This window comes from Burkholderia sp. AU45251, from assembly GCF_030482905.1.
In the GTDB taxonomy this organism is placed as follows: Bacteria; Pseudomonadota; Gammaproteobacteria; order Burkholderiales; family Burkholderiaceae; genus Burkholderia; species Burkholderia aenigmatica.
Window position 1 is genome coordinate 43,383 of sequence record NZ_JAUJQH010000008.1, and the last position, 15,958, is coordinate 59,340.

The window sequence follows — 15,958 nt, forward strand, 5'->3', positions numbered from 1 at the left end:
GGAATGAGCGGGCGCCGGTGCAGCAATGCCGGCGCCCGTCCACATGGGAGCGACGATGGAATGCGTGTTTTGCCGTGAAGACGGCGGCGAGGTGCTCTGGCGGGACGATGCGGTGCGTGTCGTCCTCGCGACGGGCGAGCACGAGTATCCGGGCTTCTGCCGGGTGATCTGGGGTGCGCACGTGGCCGAGTTCTCCGATCTCGGCGAGCCCGAGCGGGCACATTTGATGCGCGTGGTCTACGCGGTCGAGCGGGCCGTGCGCCGCGTGATGCAGCCGAACAAGGTGAATCTCGCGAGCCTCGGCAACATGGTGCCGCATGTGCACTGGCACGTGATTCCGCGCTTTTCCAACGACGCCCATTTCCCGCAGCCCGTATGGGCGCCGCGCCAGCGCAGCGTGTCCGAGGCGCTGCTGCGCACGCGCGCCGCGCAGGCCTCGCTGCTGCACAATGCGGTGCGCGAGGAAATTCAACGCATGACCGATTCGAGGCAGCCATGAGCGGTTTGACTTCCACGACGCCGATTCCGTCCGGCGTCGTCGTGCACGCGGTGTCGCGCGTGCTCGAATTGCAGTACCCGAACGGCGACAGTTTCCGGATTCCGTTCGAGCTGATGCGCGTGTATTCGCCGTCGGCCGAGGTGCGCGGCCACGGGCCCGGCCAGGAAACGCTGCAGACGGGCAAGCGCGAGGTGACGATCACCGCGCTCGAGGGCGTCGGCAACTATGCGCTGCAGCCGACCTTCTCCGACGGCCATTCGACCGGCATCTACTCGTGGGATCTGCTGTACGAGCTGGCCACGCAGCAGGACACGCTGTGGCGCGACTATTTCGACAAACTGAAGGCGGCGGGCGTCGAGCGCGATGCCCCGATGCCGGCGGCGGGTGCGTCGCACGGCCACTGCCACTGAAATTCGACGGCGCCCGCTTGGCGCCGTCTTGCCATTTACTGAGGATCAACGCGATGAGCAAAACCCACTTCGGCTTCGAAAGCGTCGAGGAAAACGAAAAAGCGAAGAAAGTGGCGGGTGTGTTCCATTCGGTTGCGAGCAACTACGATCTGATGAACGACCTGATGTCGGCGGGCATGCACCGTGCGTGGAAGGCGTTCACGATCGCGCAGGCGAACGTGCGCCCCGGCTTCAAGGTGCTCGACATCGCGGCCGGCACCGGCGACCTGACCAAGTCGTTCAAGAAAGCGGCCGGGCCGACGGGCGAGGTCTGGCACACGGACATCAACGAATCGATGCTGCGCGTCGGCCGTGACCGGCTGCTCGACAAGGGCATCGTGACGCCGTCGCTGCTGTGCGACGCGGAGAAAATTCCCTTTCCGGACAACTACTTCGATGTGGTCACGGTCGCATTCGGGCTGCGCAACATGACGCACAAGGATGCCGCGTTGGCCGAGATGCGCCGCGTGACGAAGCCCGGCGGCCGCGTGATGGTGCTGGAATTCTCGAAAGTCTGGGATCCGCTGAAAAAAGCGTACGATCTGTATTCTTTCAAAGTATTACCGTGGCTTGGCGACAAGTTCGCGAAAGATGCTGAAAGTTACCGGTATCTTGCTGAATCTATCCGGATGCACCCCGACCAGGACACGCTGAAGACGATGATGGAACAAGCGGGCCTCGATGCCGTCAAATATTACAATTTGTCAGGTGGCGTGGTAGCTTTACACATGGGAGCCAAGTACTAAGGGGCTCTTCCCATACATTTGTCTTACATCTGGAGAAATTGATGTTCGAATCGCGTTCGTTGTTCAACCGTAGCAAGCCGTCGAAGCCGTGGGCTCGACGGGTCGGCACGCTGCTGATGGTCGGCCTGCTCACGGCCGGCACGTTCGCATCGCTCGACGCCGAAGCCAAGCGCATGGGCGGCGGGCGCAGCATCGGCCGCCAGAACTCCACCGTCACGCAGCGCCAGGCCACGCCGCCCGCGCAGCAGCCGATGCAGCAGGCCGCGCCGTCGCAGGCGCAGCGTGCGAACCCGGCCGCTCCGGCGCCGGCCGCGCAGCCCAACCGCTCGCGCTGGCTCGGGCCGATCGCCGGCCTCGCGGCTGGTCTCGGCATCGCGGCGCTGCTGTCGCACTTCGGCATGGGCGGCGCGTTCGCAAGCATGATGGCGAACGTCATCGTGATCGCGCTGCTCGCGGCGGTCGGTATCTGGCTGATCCGCAAGTTCATGAACCGCCGTCGTCCGCAGGAGCCGGCATACTCGGTCGGCGGTTCGGCGTCGTCGTCGGGTGGCTACTCGCAAAGCCCGTCGTTCCAGCAGGGCAACACCGGCAGCAACTACGCGGGCAGCGGCAGCAACTACGCGAACGAAGCGCAAGGCGTGTTCGGCGGCGGTGCCGCGGCCGCCGGCGCGGCGGCCGCGGGTGCGGCAGCACCGCTCCAGGTGCCGGCCGGCTTCGACACCGAAGCGTTCCTGCGCAGCTCGAAGGTCTATTTCGTGCGCCTGCAGGCCGCGTGGGACCAGGGCAACCTGGCCGACATCCGCGAATTCACGACGCCCGAAATGTTCGCCGAGATCAAGATCGACCTCGATTCGCGTGGCAACGAGTCGAACCAGACCGACGTCGTGCAGCTCGACGCGGAACTGGTCGCGATCGAAGATCGCGGCATCGAGCAGTCGGCGAGCGTGCGCTTCCACGGCCTGATCCGAGAATCGGCGAGTGCGTCGGCCGCGCCGTTCGACGAGGTGTGGAACCTGTCGAAGTCGGGCAGTCAGGGCTGGCTGCTCGCGGGCATCCAGCAGATCAACACGCACTGAGCGTGACCGGCGGCCCACGCCGCCGGACACCCGGGCAACGGCCGCCGTACTGCGACCGCTTGCCGCCCGGGTGTGCGGTCAGCCACGGTCTGCCGACGATCCGACGTTACAATAGAAACCCGCGTGGGCGCCCGGCCTGCGCGGGTTTTTTCTTTCCCAGTCCGATGACCTTTGCCGCCAAGCCTTTTGCTGCTGCCGTCAATCACCTGCTCGCCCGCGAATCGTGGGCGCGCGACCGCCTGATTCCGTATGCGGGCAAGACAGCCCGGATCGACGTGCCTCCCGTTACGCTCACGCTGCTGGTGCAGCCCGACGGCTATCTGTCGGCCGTCGACGCGCACGATGCGCAACAGGTCGACGTGTCGATCGCGCTCGCCGGCGACACGGTCGCCGCGTTCCTGCAGGGCGGCCAGGCGGCCGTGATGAAGCACGTGAAGATCGAGGGCGACGCGGAGTTCGCGACGCAGATCGCGAAGCTGGCCGAGCACCTGCGCTGGGAACCTGAAGAAGATCTCGCGAAGCTGGTCGGCGACGCGGCGGCATACCGGATCGCGACGGTCGTGCGCGACGCCGGTGCGCGCGCGCGACGCACCGGCCGCAACGTGCTCGATTCCGTCGCCGAATACTGGCTCGACGAGAACCCGCAAGTCGTCCGGCGCGCGTCGCTCGGCGGCTTCGATGCCGAACTGGCGCGCGCACGCGATGCGCTCGCACGGGTCGAAAAGCGGGTCGAGCGACTCGAACAAAAAATCGGCGCGCGCACGGGTTCCGGCCCGCGCGGCGCGCACTGAGGGGCCGCAGGGCATGCGCATTTTCCGTTTCATCAAGATTGTCTACACCGTCATCCGCTTTGGTCTCGACGAAGTGATGCTGTCCCGGATCGACGACCGGCGCGTGAAGCTGCTGCTGCGGATCACGACGATCGGCCGCCGTTATTCCGATCCGCCTGCCGTGCGGCTGCGCCACGCGCTCGAAAGCCTCGGCCCGATCTTCGTGAAGTTCGGCCAGGTGCTATCGACGCGCCGCGACCTGCTGTCGGTCGATTTCGCGAACGAACTCGCGAAGCTGCAGGACCAGGTGCCGCCGTTCGATTCCGCGGTCGCGATCGGGATCATCGAGAAGTCGCTCGGTGCGCCGGTCGACGAGCTGTTCGACGAATTCGAGCGCGAGCCGATCGCGAGCGCGTCGATCGCGCAGGTGCATTTCGCGAAGCTCAAGCAGGGCCAGCATGCGGGCAAGGCCGTGGCCGTCAAGGTGCTGCGCCCGAACATGCTGTCCGTGATCGATTCCGACCTCGCGCTGATGCGCGACATCGCGATCTGGACCGAGCGCATGTGGGCAGACGGCCGGCGCCTGAAGCCGCGCGAAGTCGTCGCCGAATTCGACAAGTACCTGCACGACGAGCTCGACCTGATGCGCGAGGCCGCCAATGGCAGCCAGCTGCGCCGCAATTTCGCGGGCCTCGACCTGCTGCTCGTGCCCGAGATGTTCTGGGATTTCTCGACGTCGCAGGTGCTCGTGATGGAGCGCATGACCGGCGTGCCGATCAGCCAGGTCGAGACGCTGCGTTCCGCCGGCGTCGACATCAAGAAGCTCGCGCGCGAAGGCGTCGAGATCTTCTTCACGCAGGTGTTCCGCGACGGCTTCTTCCACGCGGACATGCACCCGGGCAACATCCAGGTGAGCCTCGATCCGAACACGTTCGGCCGCTACGTCGCGCTCGATTTCGGGATCGTCGGCGCGCTGTCCGATTTCGACAAGAACTACCTCGCGCAGAACTTCCTCGCGTTCTTCAAGCGCGATTACCACCGCGTCGCGACGCTCCACCTCGAATCGGGCTGGGTGCCGCCCGAAACGCGCGTCGAGGAGCTCGAAAGCGCGATCCGCGCGGTGTGCGAGCCGTATTTCGACCGTGCGCTGAAGGACATCTCGCTCGGCCAGGTGCTGATGCGCCTGTTCTCGACGTCGCGCCGCTTCAACGTCGAGATCCAGCCGCAGCTCGTGCTGTTGCAGAAGACGATGCTGAACGTCGAGGGGCTCGGCCGCTCGCTCGACCCCGAGCTCGACCTGTGGAAAACCGCGAAGCCGTACCTCGAGCGCTGGATGACCGAGCAGATCGGCCTGCGCGGCTGGTACGAGCGCTTCAAGGTCGAAGCGCCGCAGTGGAGCAAGACGCTGCCGCAACTGCCGCGCCTGATCCATCACGCGATGGCGGCGCGCCATGACGCGCCGCGCGCGGCGAGCGAGGACCTGATGCGGCAGATCCTTGTCGAGCAGAAGCGGACGAACCGGCTGATGCAGGCGCTGCTGATCTTCGGCCTCGCCGTCGGCGTCGGGGCGCTCGTTGCGCGCGTGCTGCTCGCGCTCGCGTACGGCACATGATCGAAAGGAGCAGGGCGATGTCCGATCCGAAGCAATCCGTCACACCGGCAGCCGCCGATTTCACGACGCGCGATCCCGGCGACGCATCGTTCTGGGACGAGCGTTTCGAGCGTGGCATGACGCCGTGGGAATTCGGTGGCGTGCCGGATGGTTTCCGTGTGTTCGCGCACCGGCTCGAGCCGTGCGCGGTGCTGATTCCCGGCTGCGGCAGTGCGCAGGAGGCCGGGTGGCTCGCGCAGGCCGGCTGGCCCGTGCGTGCGATCGATTTCGCCGCGCAGGCGGTGGTTGCCGCGAAGGCGCAGCTCGGCGCGCATGCGGCCGTCGTCGAGCAGGCCGATTTCTTTGCGTACCGGCCGCCGTTCGACGTGCAGTGGGTGTACGAGCGCGCGTTCCTGTGCGCGCTGCCGCCGGCCATGCGCGCCGACTATGCGGCGCGCATGGCCGAGTTGCTGCCAACGGACGGTTTGCTGGCCGGCTATTTCTTCCTGACGGCGAAACCGAAGGGGCCGCCGTTCGGAATCGAGCGTGCCGAACTCGATGCGCTGCTCGCGCCGCACTTCGAGCTGATCGAGGATTTGCCCGTGACCGATTCGCTGCCCGTGTTCGAAGGGCACGAGCGCTGGCTCACGTGGCGCCGCCGCTGACGCACGCGTGTCGCGGCCATTGCCGGAGCGCGCCAGGGTTTCGGCTATAATTCAAGGTTTTGCAAGCCGTTTCCAGTTTCCGCGGGAAAAATATCATGCCGATCTACGCCTATCGATGCGAAGCGTGTGGTTTCGCGAAGGACGTGCTCCAGAAGATGAGCGACGCGCCGCTGTCGCAGTGTCCGGAATGCGGGAAGGATACATTTCGCAAGCAAGTCACTGCCGCGGGCTTCCAGCTGAAGGGCTCGGGGTGGTATGTCACCGATTTCCGTGGCGGTTCGGGCGGCACCAGCGCGCCGGCGACGGCGTCGGGCGACGCAGCCCCGGCCGCACCGGCGGAAGCCGCGCCCGCAGCAGCCGCACCGGCTGCAGCAAGCCCTTCCGCCAGCACGACGACGAGCGCCGCGCCTGCCCCGGCTGCAGCGCCCGCCGCCAGCAGTTGACCGTCGCGGCCCGGCCGGGCTGCGACCAACCCGCGCCACCGGCGCGGTTCATTGACGGCAGATGATGAAAAAGACGACCCTGAAATCGGTGTTTCTGACCGGCCTGCTGGTTCTCGTCCCGCTCGCGATCACGCTGTGGGTGCTCGGTCTCATCATCGGCACGATGGACCAGACGCTGCTCCTGCTGCCCGAATCGTGGCAGCCCGAGCGGATGCTCGGCTTCCATCTGCCGGGGATCGGCGCGGTGCTGACGCTCGCGTTCATCTTCGTCGTCGGGCTGGCCACGCGGAACTTCATCGGCCAGAAGCTCGTCACGTGGTGGAACGCCGTGGTGCGTCACATCCCGGTCGTCGGGCCGATCTACACGAGCGTCAAGCAGGTGTCGGACACGCTGCTGTCGAGCAGCGGCAACGCGTTCCGCAAGGCGCTGCTGATCGAATACCCGCGTCGCGGCTCGTATACGATCGCGTTTCTGACCGGCACGCCGGGCGGCGACGTGCTCAATCATCTGACGGAAGAATACGTGAGCGTCTATATCCCGACGACGCCGAACCCGACGTCGGGCTTCTTCCTGATGCTGCCGAAGAGCGAAGTCATCGAACTCGACATGTCGGTCGATGCCGCGCTCAAGTACATCGTCTCGATGGGCGTGGTGGCGCCCCCGGCGCCGGCTCCGGCGCCTGCACGCCGCCCCGTCGAGCCGCCGCTGTAAGTAAAGAATCATCGCCCGGGCCGCGCGTTGCGGCGCCCGTTGATCAAACCGAACGAAAGCAAACATCATGTCGATGCGTACTGAATACTGCGGTCTCGTGACCGAACACCTGCTGGGCCAAACCGTGTCGCTGTGCGGCTGGGTGCAGCGCCGCCGCGATCACGGCGGTGTGATCTTCATCGACCTGCGCGATCGTGAAGGCCTCGTGCAGGTGGTGTGCGACCCGGATCGCGCGGAAATGTTCGCGACCGCCGAAGGCGTGCGCAACGAGTTCTGCGTGCAGATCAAGGGCCTCGTGCGCAACCGTCCGGAAGGCACGGTCAACGCCGGCCTGAAGAGCGGCAAGATCGAAGTGCTGTGCCACGAACTGAACGTGCTGAACGCATCGGTCACGCCGCCGTTCCAGCTCGACGACGACAACCTGTCGGAAACGACGCGCCTCACGCACCGCGTGCTCGACCTGCGCCGTCCGCAGATGCAGCACAACCTGCGCCTGCGCTACCGCGTCGCGATCGAAGCGCGCAAGTACCTCGACGAGCAGGGCTTCATCGACATCGAAACGCCGATGCTGACGAAGAGCACGCCGGAAGGCGCGCGCGACTACCTCGTGCCGTCGCGCACGAACGCGGGCCAGTTCTTCGCGCTGCCGCAGTCGCCGCAGCTGTTCAAGCAGCTGCTGATGGTCGCGAACTTCGACCGTTACTACCAGATCACCAAGTGCTTCCGCGACGAAGACCTCCGTGCCGACCGTCAGCCGGAATTCACGCAGATCGACTGCGAAACGTCGTTCCTCGGCGAGCAGGAAATCCGTGACCTGTTCGAAGACATGATCCGTCACATCTTCAAGTCGACGATCGACGTCGAACTCGACGCGACCTTCCCGGTGATGCCGTACTCGGAAGCGATGGCGCGTTTCGGTTCGGACAAGCCGGATCTGCGCGTGCAGCTCGAATTCACCGAGCTGACCGACGCGATGAAGGACGTCGACTTCAAGGTGTTCAGCACGCCGGCCAACGCGAAGGACGGCCGTGTCGCGGCACTGCGCGTGCCGAAGGGCAGCGAGCTGTCGCGTGGCGACATCGACGGCTACACCGAATTCGTGCGCATCTACGGCGCGAAGGGTCTCGCCTGGATCAAGGTCAACGAGAAGGCGAAGGGCCGTGACGGCCTGCAGAGCCCGATCGTCAAGAACCTGCACGATGCATCGATCGCGGCGATCCTCGAGCGCACCGGCGCGGAAGACGGCGACATCATCTTCTTCGCGGCCGACCGCGCGAAGGTCGTCAACGACAGCCTCGGCGCACTGCGCCTTAAGATCGGCCATTCGGAATTCGGCAAGGCGAACGGCCTCGTCCATGCCGGCTGGAAGCCGCTGTGGGTCGTCGACTTCCCGATGTTCGAATACGACGACGAAGATGCGCGCTACGTCGCTGCGCACCACCCGTTCACGAGCCCGAAGGACGAGCACCTCGAGTACCTCGAGACCGATCCGGGCCGTTGCCTCGCGAAGGCGTACGACATGGTGCTGAACGGCTGGGAAATCGGCGGCGGCTCGGTGCGTATCCACCGCGAGGAAGTGCAGAGCAAGGTGTTCCGCGCGCTGAAGATCGGCGCGGAAGAAGCGCAGCTGAAGTTCGGCTTCCTGCTGGACGCACTGCAGTACGGCGCGCCGCCGCACGGTGGTATCGCTTTCGGTCTCGACCGCATCGTCACGATGATGGCCGGCGCCGATTCGATCCGCGACGTGATCGCGTTCCCGAAGACGCAGCGCGCGCAGGATCTGCTCACGCAAGCACCGAGCCCGGTCGACGAGCGTCAGCTGCGCGAACTGCACATCCGTCTGCGTCAGCCGGAGCAACCGAAGGCGTAACGCGCTTCGTACCCGGTCGTGTGTGCGTTCACGCGCACACGACGCACATGAAAAAGGCGCAGCGATGCGCCTTTTTCGTTTTTTGCGGTACAGTCGCAGCACTTGCCGCCCGTTCGGAGCATTTGCCCGGCGCGCGGCCCCGTGCCGCATGAAATAAAGATGACGAAGCCGCCGAAAATCCCCGAATCTGTTCTTGTCGTGATCTACACGCCCGACCTCGATGTGCTCGTGATCAAGCGTGCCGACCAGCCTGATTTCTGGCAATCGGTGACGGGCTCGAAGGACGCGCTCGACGAGCCGCTCGCGGTCACCGCCGCGCGCGAAGTGGCCGAGGAAACCGGCATCACGATCGGCACGCCGGACGTGCCGCCCGGCGCGCTCGTCGACTGGCGCCACCGGATCGAATACACGATTTATCCGCAATACCTGCACCGCTATGCGCCGGGCGTCACGCGCAACACCGAGCACTGGTTCGGCCTGTGCGTGCCGCATCGCGTCGACGTGACGCTGTCGCCGCGCGAGCATGTCGACCATGCGTGGCTGCCGTTCCGCGAGGCGGCCGCGCGCTGCTTCTCGCCGTCGAACGCCGAGGCGATCCTGCAATTGCCCGCGCGCGTGGCACTGTCGCGCGCGCCGCACGGCTCGTCCGCATGACGGCGGAAGCCCGCAAGCGCTTCGCGCAATTGCGGCAGATGTTCCTGCAGGAACGCGGTTCCGCGTCGCGGCTCGCCTTCACGTCGGGCAACACCGTGCGGTTGTGCGAGGGCGGCGGCGCATTCTTCCAGGCGCTGATCGAGCGGATCGATGCCGCCCGTGAGCAGGTGATGCTCGAAACCTACATCTTCTGCGACGACGCGGCCGGCCGGCCGGTGTCGGACGCGTTGATCCGCGCGGCGCAGCGTGGCGTGCGCGTACGCGTGATCACCGACGGCATCGGCACTGCCCGCCTGCCGTTGTTCGACACGTGGGGCGAGGCCGGCGTCGAGCACTGCATCTACAACCGTTTCCTGTTCGGCCGCTTCGGCTTCTCGCGCACGCATCGCAAGCTCGCGGTGATCGATTACGCGGTCGCGTTCTGCGGCGGCATCAACATCATCGACGACTACGCGCAGGGCGGCACGACGCTGCCGTTTCCACGCTGGGATTTCGCGGTCGAGATGGCAGGGCCCGCGGTGTCCGACGTGCGCGCCGCGTTCGAACTGCAGTGGCACCGGATCATGTTCGGTCACAAGCCGTATGCGCAATACGCGGCCGGGCTGTATGGCGGCGAAGCGTTCCCCGAGATGTTCCGGCGTTGGATGCGCAGCCACCGCTGGATCAAGGCCGGCGCGCTGCGGGTCGTGACGGAGCCGAGCGTCGCGTTCGTCGCGCGCGACAACGTCGTGAACCGCCGCGCGATCGAGAAGGCGTATCTCGCGGCGATCGGCCAGGCGCGGCAGCGGATCCTGCTCGCCAATCCGTACTTCATGCCCGGCCGCAAGCTGCGCCGTGCGCTGACGGGCGCCGCGCGACGCGGCGTCGACGTGCGGATCCTGATCGGCCGCAAGGAATTCGCGGCACTCGATACGGCCGTGCCGTTCCTCTATCACGCGCTGCTGCGTGCGGGCGTGCGCGTGGCCGAATACGACAAGACGATGCTGCACGGCAAGGTGGCCGTGATCGACGACAATTGGGCGACGGTCGGCTCGTCGAACCTGGACGCCCTGAGCCTGATGTTGAACAATGAGGCGAATGTCGTGCTGGTGCGCTACGATGCTGTCACGAACGAACTGCGCGACGCGATCGCGGCCGCGTTCGCCGACGGTCGGGAAATCGACCCCGCACGATTCGCCGCGCGCCCGCGCATCGAGCGCATGCTGAACTGGCTCGCCTATACGGCGTATCGCGTCGTGATGAAGGCGCTGACGGTCGGTGGTTACGACTGACGAAGACTAAGCGTTCGCTTCAAAAAATCTGTCCGCACGTTCGTGCGGAAAAGCCGCTCCGGTCCCGCCGGAATCGCGCAAAATAGCGGCTCGGTTAGACACCGGTTTCTAATAATTTCCTTGTTTCGCGAGCGGCCGCACTCAATAATAGTACGGCCGTTCGATTTTATTCGAACCCCCGAACGGTTACAGAAATAGCTATGCGAAAAGGCGAACAGACGCGTGCCGCGATACTTGAAGCTGCTTTGGACCTCGCCAGCCGTGATGGGCTGGAGGGGCTGACGATCGGCCTGCTGGCCGAGCGCATGCAGATGAGCAAGAGCGGTGTGTTCGCGCACTTCGGATCGCGTGAGGACCTGCAGGTCGAGGTCGTCCGCGAGTATCACCATCGTTTCGAAAACGAGGTGTTCTTTCCGAGCCTGCGCGAGCCGCGAGGCTTGCCGCGCCTTCGGGCGATGCTGGCCCGCTGGACGGAGAAGCGCATCCAGGAGGTGACGACCGGATGCATCTACATCAGCGGTGCCGTCGAGTACGACGACCGGCCTGACAGCCCCGTGCGCGAGCAGTTGATCGCAAGCGTGACGGCCTGGCGTGCCGCGATGCTGCGTGCCATTTCGCAGGCGAAGGAAGAAGGCCATCTGCGTGCGGATACGGATCCGGACCTGATGCTCTTCGAGTTGTACAGCTTCACGCTCGGCCTGCATCACGACGCACGCTTCCTGCATTCGCCGGACGCCGTGCGCCTCACGTGGGCCGCGCTGGAAAAGACGATTGTTTCGTATCAGAGCGAGAGCCGTTAGCGGCGCGTGATCCGCCCGCCAGGAGCTCGAGCCGTTTTGCCCACCTTTGGAGAGAGTCATGGGACAGTACGCCGCGCCGCTGCGCGACATGCAATTCGTGTTGCACGAGCTTCTGAACGTCGAAGCCGAAGTCAAGCAAATGCCCAAGCATGCGGACCTCGACGCCGACACGATCAACCAGGTCCTCGAGGAAGCGGGCAAGTTCTGCTCCGAGGTACTGTTCCCGCTGAACCAGGTCGGCGACCGCGAAGGCTGCACGTATGAAGGCGACGGCGTCGTGAAGACCCCGACCGGCTTCAAGGAAGCCTACCAGCAATACGTCGAGGCCGGCTGGCCGGCGCTCGGCTGCGATCCGGACTACGGCGGCCAGGGCCTGCCCGCGTTCGTGAACAACGCGCTCTACGAAATGCTGAACTCGGCGAACCAGGCATGGACGATGTATCCGGGCCTGTCGCACGGCGCCTACGAGTGCCTGCACGCACACGGTGCGCCGGAACTGCAGCAGCGCTACCTGCCGAAGCTCGTGACGGGCGAATGGACGGGCACGATGTGCCTGACCGAGCCGCACTGCGGCACCGACCTCGGCATCCTGCGCACCAAGGCCGAACCCAACGGCGACGGCTCGTACTCGATCAGCGGCACGAAGATCTTCATCTCGAGCGGCGAGCACGACATGTCGAAGAATATCGTTCACCTCGTGCTCGCGCGCCTGCCGGAAGCGCCGCAGGGCACCAAGGGGATCTCGCTGTTCATCGTGCCGAAGTTCATCCCCGACGCAGCGGGCGAGCCGGGCGAGCGCAACGGCATCAAGTGCGGCTCGATCGAGCACAAGATGGGCATCCACGGCAACTCGACGTGCGTGATGAACCTCGACGGTGCGAAGGGCTGGATGGTCGGCGAGCCGAACAAGGGCTTGAACGCGATGTTCGTGATGATGAATGCCGCGCGTCTCGGCGTCGGCATGCAGGGCCTCGGCCTCACGGAAGTCGCGTACCAGAACTCGCTCACGTACGCGAAGGAACGCCTGCAGATGCGTTCGCTGACGGGCCCGAAGGCACCGGACAAACCGGCCGACCCGATCATCGTGCACCCGGACGTGCGCCGCATGCTGCTCACGCAGAAGGCCTACGCCGAAGGCGCGCGCGCGTTCACGTACTGGTCCGCGCTGCAGATCGACAAGGAACTGTCGCACGGTGACGAAGCGGTGCGCAAGGAAGCGGCCGATCTCGTCGCGCTGCTCACGCCGATCATCAAGGCGTTCCTGACCGACAACGCGTTCGAGTCGACCAACCACGCGATGCAGATCTACGGCGGCCACGGCTTCATCTCGGAGTGGGGCATGGAGCAATACGTGCGCGACGCGCGGATCAACATGATCTACGAAGGCACGAACTCGATCCAGTCACTCGACCTGCTGGGCCGCAAGGTGCTCGGCGACATGGGCGCGAAGCTGAAGAAGTTCGGCAAGCTCGTCACGGAATTCGCGGAAGCCGAAGGCGTGAAGCCGGAAATGGCCGAGTTCATCAACCCGCTCGCCGACATCGGCGACAAGGTGCAGAAGCTGACGATGGAAATCGGCATGAAGGCGATGCAGAACCCGGACGAAGTCGGCGCTGCCGCCGTGCCGTACCTGCGCACCGTCGGCCACCTGGTGTTCTCGTACTTCTGGGCGCGCATGGCGCGCCTCGCACTCGACAAGGAAGCGTCGGGCGATCCGTTCTACAAGTCGAAGCTCGCGACTGCACGCTTCTACTTCGCGCGCCTGCTGCCCGAGACGGCGTCGACGATCCGCGCCGCACGCGCCGGTTCGAAGACGATGATGGAAGTCGACGAATCGCTGTTCTGACGCGAGACCGGGCGGGGCGCGATGCGCGCCGCCCGAACGCAACGGTTCCTGGTACTCACTTCGCCGTGCAGCCCACCCCTCCCGCGCTGCACGACACTATCCGGAGACATCCCGTGAGCAATTTCCTGATTCGCAAGGTCGCCGTGCTGGGCGCCGGCGTGATGGGCGCGCAGATCGCCGCGCACCTCATCAACGCGCGCGTGCCGGTGCTGCTGTTCGACCTGCCGGCCAAGGAAGGCCCGAAAAACGCGATCGCGCTGAAGGCGATCGAGAACCTGAAGAAGCTGTCGCCCGCGCCGTTCGGCGTGAAGGACGACGCAAAGTACCTCGAAGCAGCGAACTACGAAGACGACATCGCGAAGCTCGCCGAGTGCGACGTCGTGATCGAAGCGATCGCCGAGCGGATGGACTGGAAGCACGACCTGTACAAGAAGGTCGCACCGCACATCGCGCCGAACGCGATCTTCGCGACCAACACGTCGGGCCTGTCGATCACGAAGCTGTCCGAAGGTTTCTCGGACGAGCTGAAGTCGCGCTTCTGCGGCGTGCACTTTTTCAACCCGCCGCGTTACATGCACCTCGTCGAACTGATCCCGACCGCGCATACGCGTCCGGAGATCCTCGACCAGCTCGAGACGTTCCTGACGAGCATCGTCGGCAAGGGCGTCGTGCGCGCGAAGGACACGCCTAACTTCATCGCGAACCGCGTCGGCATCTTCTCGATCCTCGCGGTGATCACCGAGGCCGCGAAGTTCGGCCTGCGCTTCGACGAAGTCGACGACCTGACGGGCAGCCGCCTCGGCCGTGCGAAGTCGGCGACGTTCCGCACCGCGGACGTGGTCGGCCTCGACACGATGGCGCACGTGATCAAGACGATGCAGGACAACCTCGCCGACGATCCGTTCTTCCCGGTCTACCAGACGCCTGCCGTGCTCGCCGAACTGGTGAAGCAGGGCGCGCTCGGCCAGAAGACGGGCGGCGGTTTCTACAAGAAGGAAGGCAAGGCGATCAAGGTGCTCGACGCGAAGACGGGCACCTACGTGGATTCGGGCGCGAAGGCGGACGAAACCGTCGGCCGCATCCTGAAGCGTCCGCCGGCAGAACGCCTGAAGTTGCTGCGTGAAACGGACCATCCGCACGCGCAGTTCCTGTGGTCGATCTTCCGCGACGTGTTCCACTACATCGGCGTGCATCTCGAGTCGATCGCCGACAACGCGCGCGACGTCGATCTCGCGATCCGCTGGGGCTTCGGCTGGAACGAAGGCCCGTTCGAAGGCTGGCAGGCTGCCGGCTGGAAGCAGGTCGCCGAGTGGGTGCAGGAAGACATCGCGGCCGGCAAGGCCCTCGCGAACGTGCCGCTGCCGTCGTGGGTGCTCGAAGGCGCAGTCGCCGAGAACGGTGGCGTGCACACGGCCGAAGGCTCGTGGGCGCCGGCAGCGAAGCGCTTCGTGCCGCGTTCGGATCTCGCTGTCTACAACAAGCAGGTATTCCGCGCGCCGCTGCTCGGCGAAGCGGGTGCCGATCCGAAGACGTACGGCAAGACGCTGTTCGAGACCGATGCTGTGCGTGCTTGGGTCGACGACCGTGCGGGTGAAGACGACGTTGTGATCGTGTCGTTCAAGTCGAAGATGAACACGATCGGACCGAGCGTGATCGACGGCCTCGTGCAGGCGATCGAACTCGCGGAGAAGGACTACAAGGGCGTCGTGATCTGGCAACCGACGTCGCTGAAGCTCGGCACGCCGGGCGGCCCGTTCTCGGCCGGCGCGAACCTCGAAGAGGCGATGCCCGCGTTCATGATGGGCGGCGCGAAGGGTATCGAGCCGTTCGTGAAGAAGTTCCAGGAAGGCATGCTGCGCGTGAAGTACGCGAACGTGCCGGTCGTCGCAGCCGTGTCGGGCATCGCGCTCGGCGGCGGATGCGAACTGATGCTGCACAGCGCGAAGCGCGTCGTGCACGTCGAGAGCTACATCGGTCTCGTCGAAGTGGGCGTCGGCCTCGTGCCGGCAGGCGGCGGCCTGAAGGAAGCGGCGCTGCGCGCAGCGGATGCCGCCACGGCCGCGAACGCGACCACCGACATCCTGAAGTTCGTCACGAAGTCGTTCGAGAACGCGGCGATGGCGAAGGTGTCGGCGTCCGCGCACGATGCACGTGCGATGGGCTACGTGAAGCCGTCCGACACGATCATCTTCAACGTGTTCGAGCTGCTCGACACCGCGAAGAAGGAAGCGCGCGCGCTGGCTGCAACCGGCTACCGCGCACCGCTGCGCGCGAAGGACGTGCCGGTCGCAGGCCGTTCGGCGATCGCGACGATCAAGGCATCGCTCGTCAACATGCGTGACGGCCGCTTCATCAGCGACCACGACTACCTGATCGCGAGCCGCATCGCCGAAGCCGTGTGCGGCGGCGACGTCGAAGCCGGCAGCCTGGTCGACGAGCAGTGGCTGCTCGCGCTGGAGCGCCGCGCGTTCGTCGAGCTGCTCGGCACGCAGAAGACGCAGGAACGGATCATGGGCATGTTGCAGACCGGCAAGCCGGTGCGTAACTGAGCGAGCGGATAAGGAGC

The 15,958-nt window shown here is 65.5% G+C and carries 15 protein-coding genes; all 15 read left to right on the forward strand.

Annotation, left to right across the window (positions count from 1 at the left end; all coding sequences use genetic code 11):
* Positions 1–55: 55 nt before the first annotated feature.
* The 15 genes from QZM67_RS17925 to QZM67_RS17995 all read left to right on the forward strand — a co-directional run bounded on the left by QZM67_RS17925 (position 56) and on the right by QZM67_RS17995 (position 15,941).
* Positions 56–499 carry an HIT family protein gene (locus tag QZM67_RS17925; RefSeq protein ID WP_043190772.1) on the forward strand — a complete coding sequence of 148 codons (444 nt, stop codon included), beginning with the start codon at positions 56–58 and terminating at the stop codon, positions 497–499.
* The gene (locus QZM67_RS17930; RefSeq protein WP_175025239.1) at positions 496–909 is read left to right on the forward strand and encodes a gamma-butyrobetaine hydroxylase-like domain-containing protein; all 414 of its coding nucleotides are present in this window, start codon (positions 496–498) and stop codon (positions 907–909) included. The genes QZM67_RS17925 and QZM67_RS17930 overlap by 4 nt, the downstream gene beginning before the upstream one ends.
* Positions 910–962: 53 nt before the next feature.
* Positions 963–1,694 (forward strand): bifunctional demethylmenaquinone methyltransferase/2-methoxy-6-polyprenyl-1,4-benzoquinol methylase UbiE, encoded by a 732-nt coding sequence (gene ubiE, locus QZM67_RS17935; RefSeq protein WP_043190578.1) that lies wholly within the window; start codon positions 963–965, stop codon positions 1,692–1,694.
* Positions 1,695–1,735: 41 nt separating this feature from the next.
* Positions 1,736–2,770 (forward strand): Tim44 domain-containing protein, encoded by a 1,035-nt coding sequence (locus tag QZM67_RS17940; RefSeq protein ID WP_043190581.1) that lies wholly within the window; start codon positions 1,736–1,738, stop codon positions 2,768–2,770.
* 164 nt (positions 2,771–2,934) lie between these two features.
* Entirely contained in the window at positions 2,935–3,561 is a 627-nt protein-coding gene (locus QZM67_RS17945) for an SCP2 domain-containing protein (protein ID WP_006487883.1), read from the forward strand.
* A gap of 13 nt (positions 3,562–3,574) precedes the next feature.
* Entirely contained in the window at positions 3,575–5,152 is a 1,578-nt protein-coding gene (ubiB, locus tag QZM67_RS17950; protein ID WP_043190583.1) for a ubiquinone biosynthesis regulatory protein kinase UbiB, read from the forward strand.
* A gap of 17 nt (positions 5,153–5,169) precedes the next feature.
* Entirely contained in the window at positions 5,170–5,796 is a 627-nt protein-coding gene (locus tag QZM67_RS17955) for an SAM-dependent methyltransferase (RefSeq protein WP_301805454.1), read from the forward strand.
* Positions 5,797–5,891: 95 nt separating this feature from the next.
* On the forward strand, positions 5,892–6,239 hold the full coding sequence (locus QZM67_RS17960; protein WP_175025236.1) for an FmdB family zinc ribbon protein: 348 nt from the start codon (positions 5,892–5,894) through the stop codon (positions 6,237–6,239).
* A gap of 61 nt (positions 6,240–6,300) precedes the next feature.
* Complete coding sequence (locus QZM67_RS17965; RefSeq protein WP_011353157.1) at positions 6,301–6,951, forward strand: DUF502 domain-containing protein; 651 nt, start codon at positions 6,301–6,303, stop codon at positions 6,949–6,951.
* A 67-nt stretch (positions 6,952–7,018) separates the two neighbouring features.
* Positions 7,019–8,821, forward strand: coding sequence for an aspartate--tRNA ligase (aspS, locus tag QZM67_RS17970; protein WP_175025235.1), 1,803 nt, complete (start codon positions 7,019–7,021; stop codon positions 8,819–8,821).
* A gap of 159 nt (positions 8,822–8,980) precedes the next feature.
* Entirely contained in the window at positions 8,981–9,475 is a 495-nt protein-coding gene (gene nudB / locus QZM67_RS17975) for a dihydroneopterin triphosphate diphosphatase (protein WP_089451252.1), read from the forward strand.
* Positions 9,472–10,746 (forward strand): cardiolipin synthase ClsB, encoded by a 1,275-nt coding sequence (gene clsB, locus QZM67_RS17980; RefSeq protein ID WP_175025233.1) that lies wholly within the window; start codon positions 9,472–9,474, stop codon positions 10,744–10,746. The genes nudB and clsB overlap by 4 nt, the downstream gene beginning before the upstream one ends.
* 200 nt (positions 10,747–10,946) lie before the next feature.
* Positions 10,947–11,546: a TetR/AcrR family transcriptional regulator gene (locus tag QZM67_RS17985; protein WP_006751498.1), complete on the forward strand. Its 600-nt coding sequence runs from the start codon at positions 10,947–10,949 to the stop codon at positions 11,544–11,546.
* 58 nt (positions 11,547–11,604) lie between these two features.
* A complete protein-coding gene (locus QZM67_RS17990) occupies positions 11,605–13,392 on the forward strand; it encodes an acyl-CoA dehydrogenase C-terminal domain-containing protein (protein ID WP_043190599.1) in 1,788 nt (595 codons plus the stop codon).
* Positions 13,393–13,505: 113 nt separating this feature from the next.
* A complete protein-coding gene (locus tag QZM67_RS17995) occupies positions 13,506–15,941 on the forward strand; it encodes a 3-hydroxyacyl-CoA dehydrogenase/enoyl-CoA hydratase family protein (protein WP_301805460.1) in 2,436 nt (811 codons plus the stop codon).
* Positions 15,942–15,958: the final 17 nt, after the last annotated feature.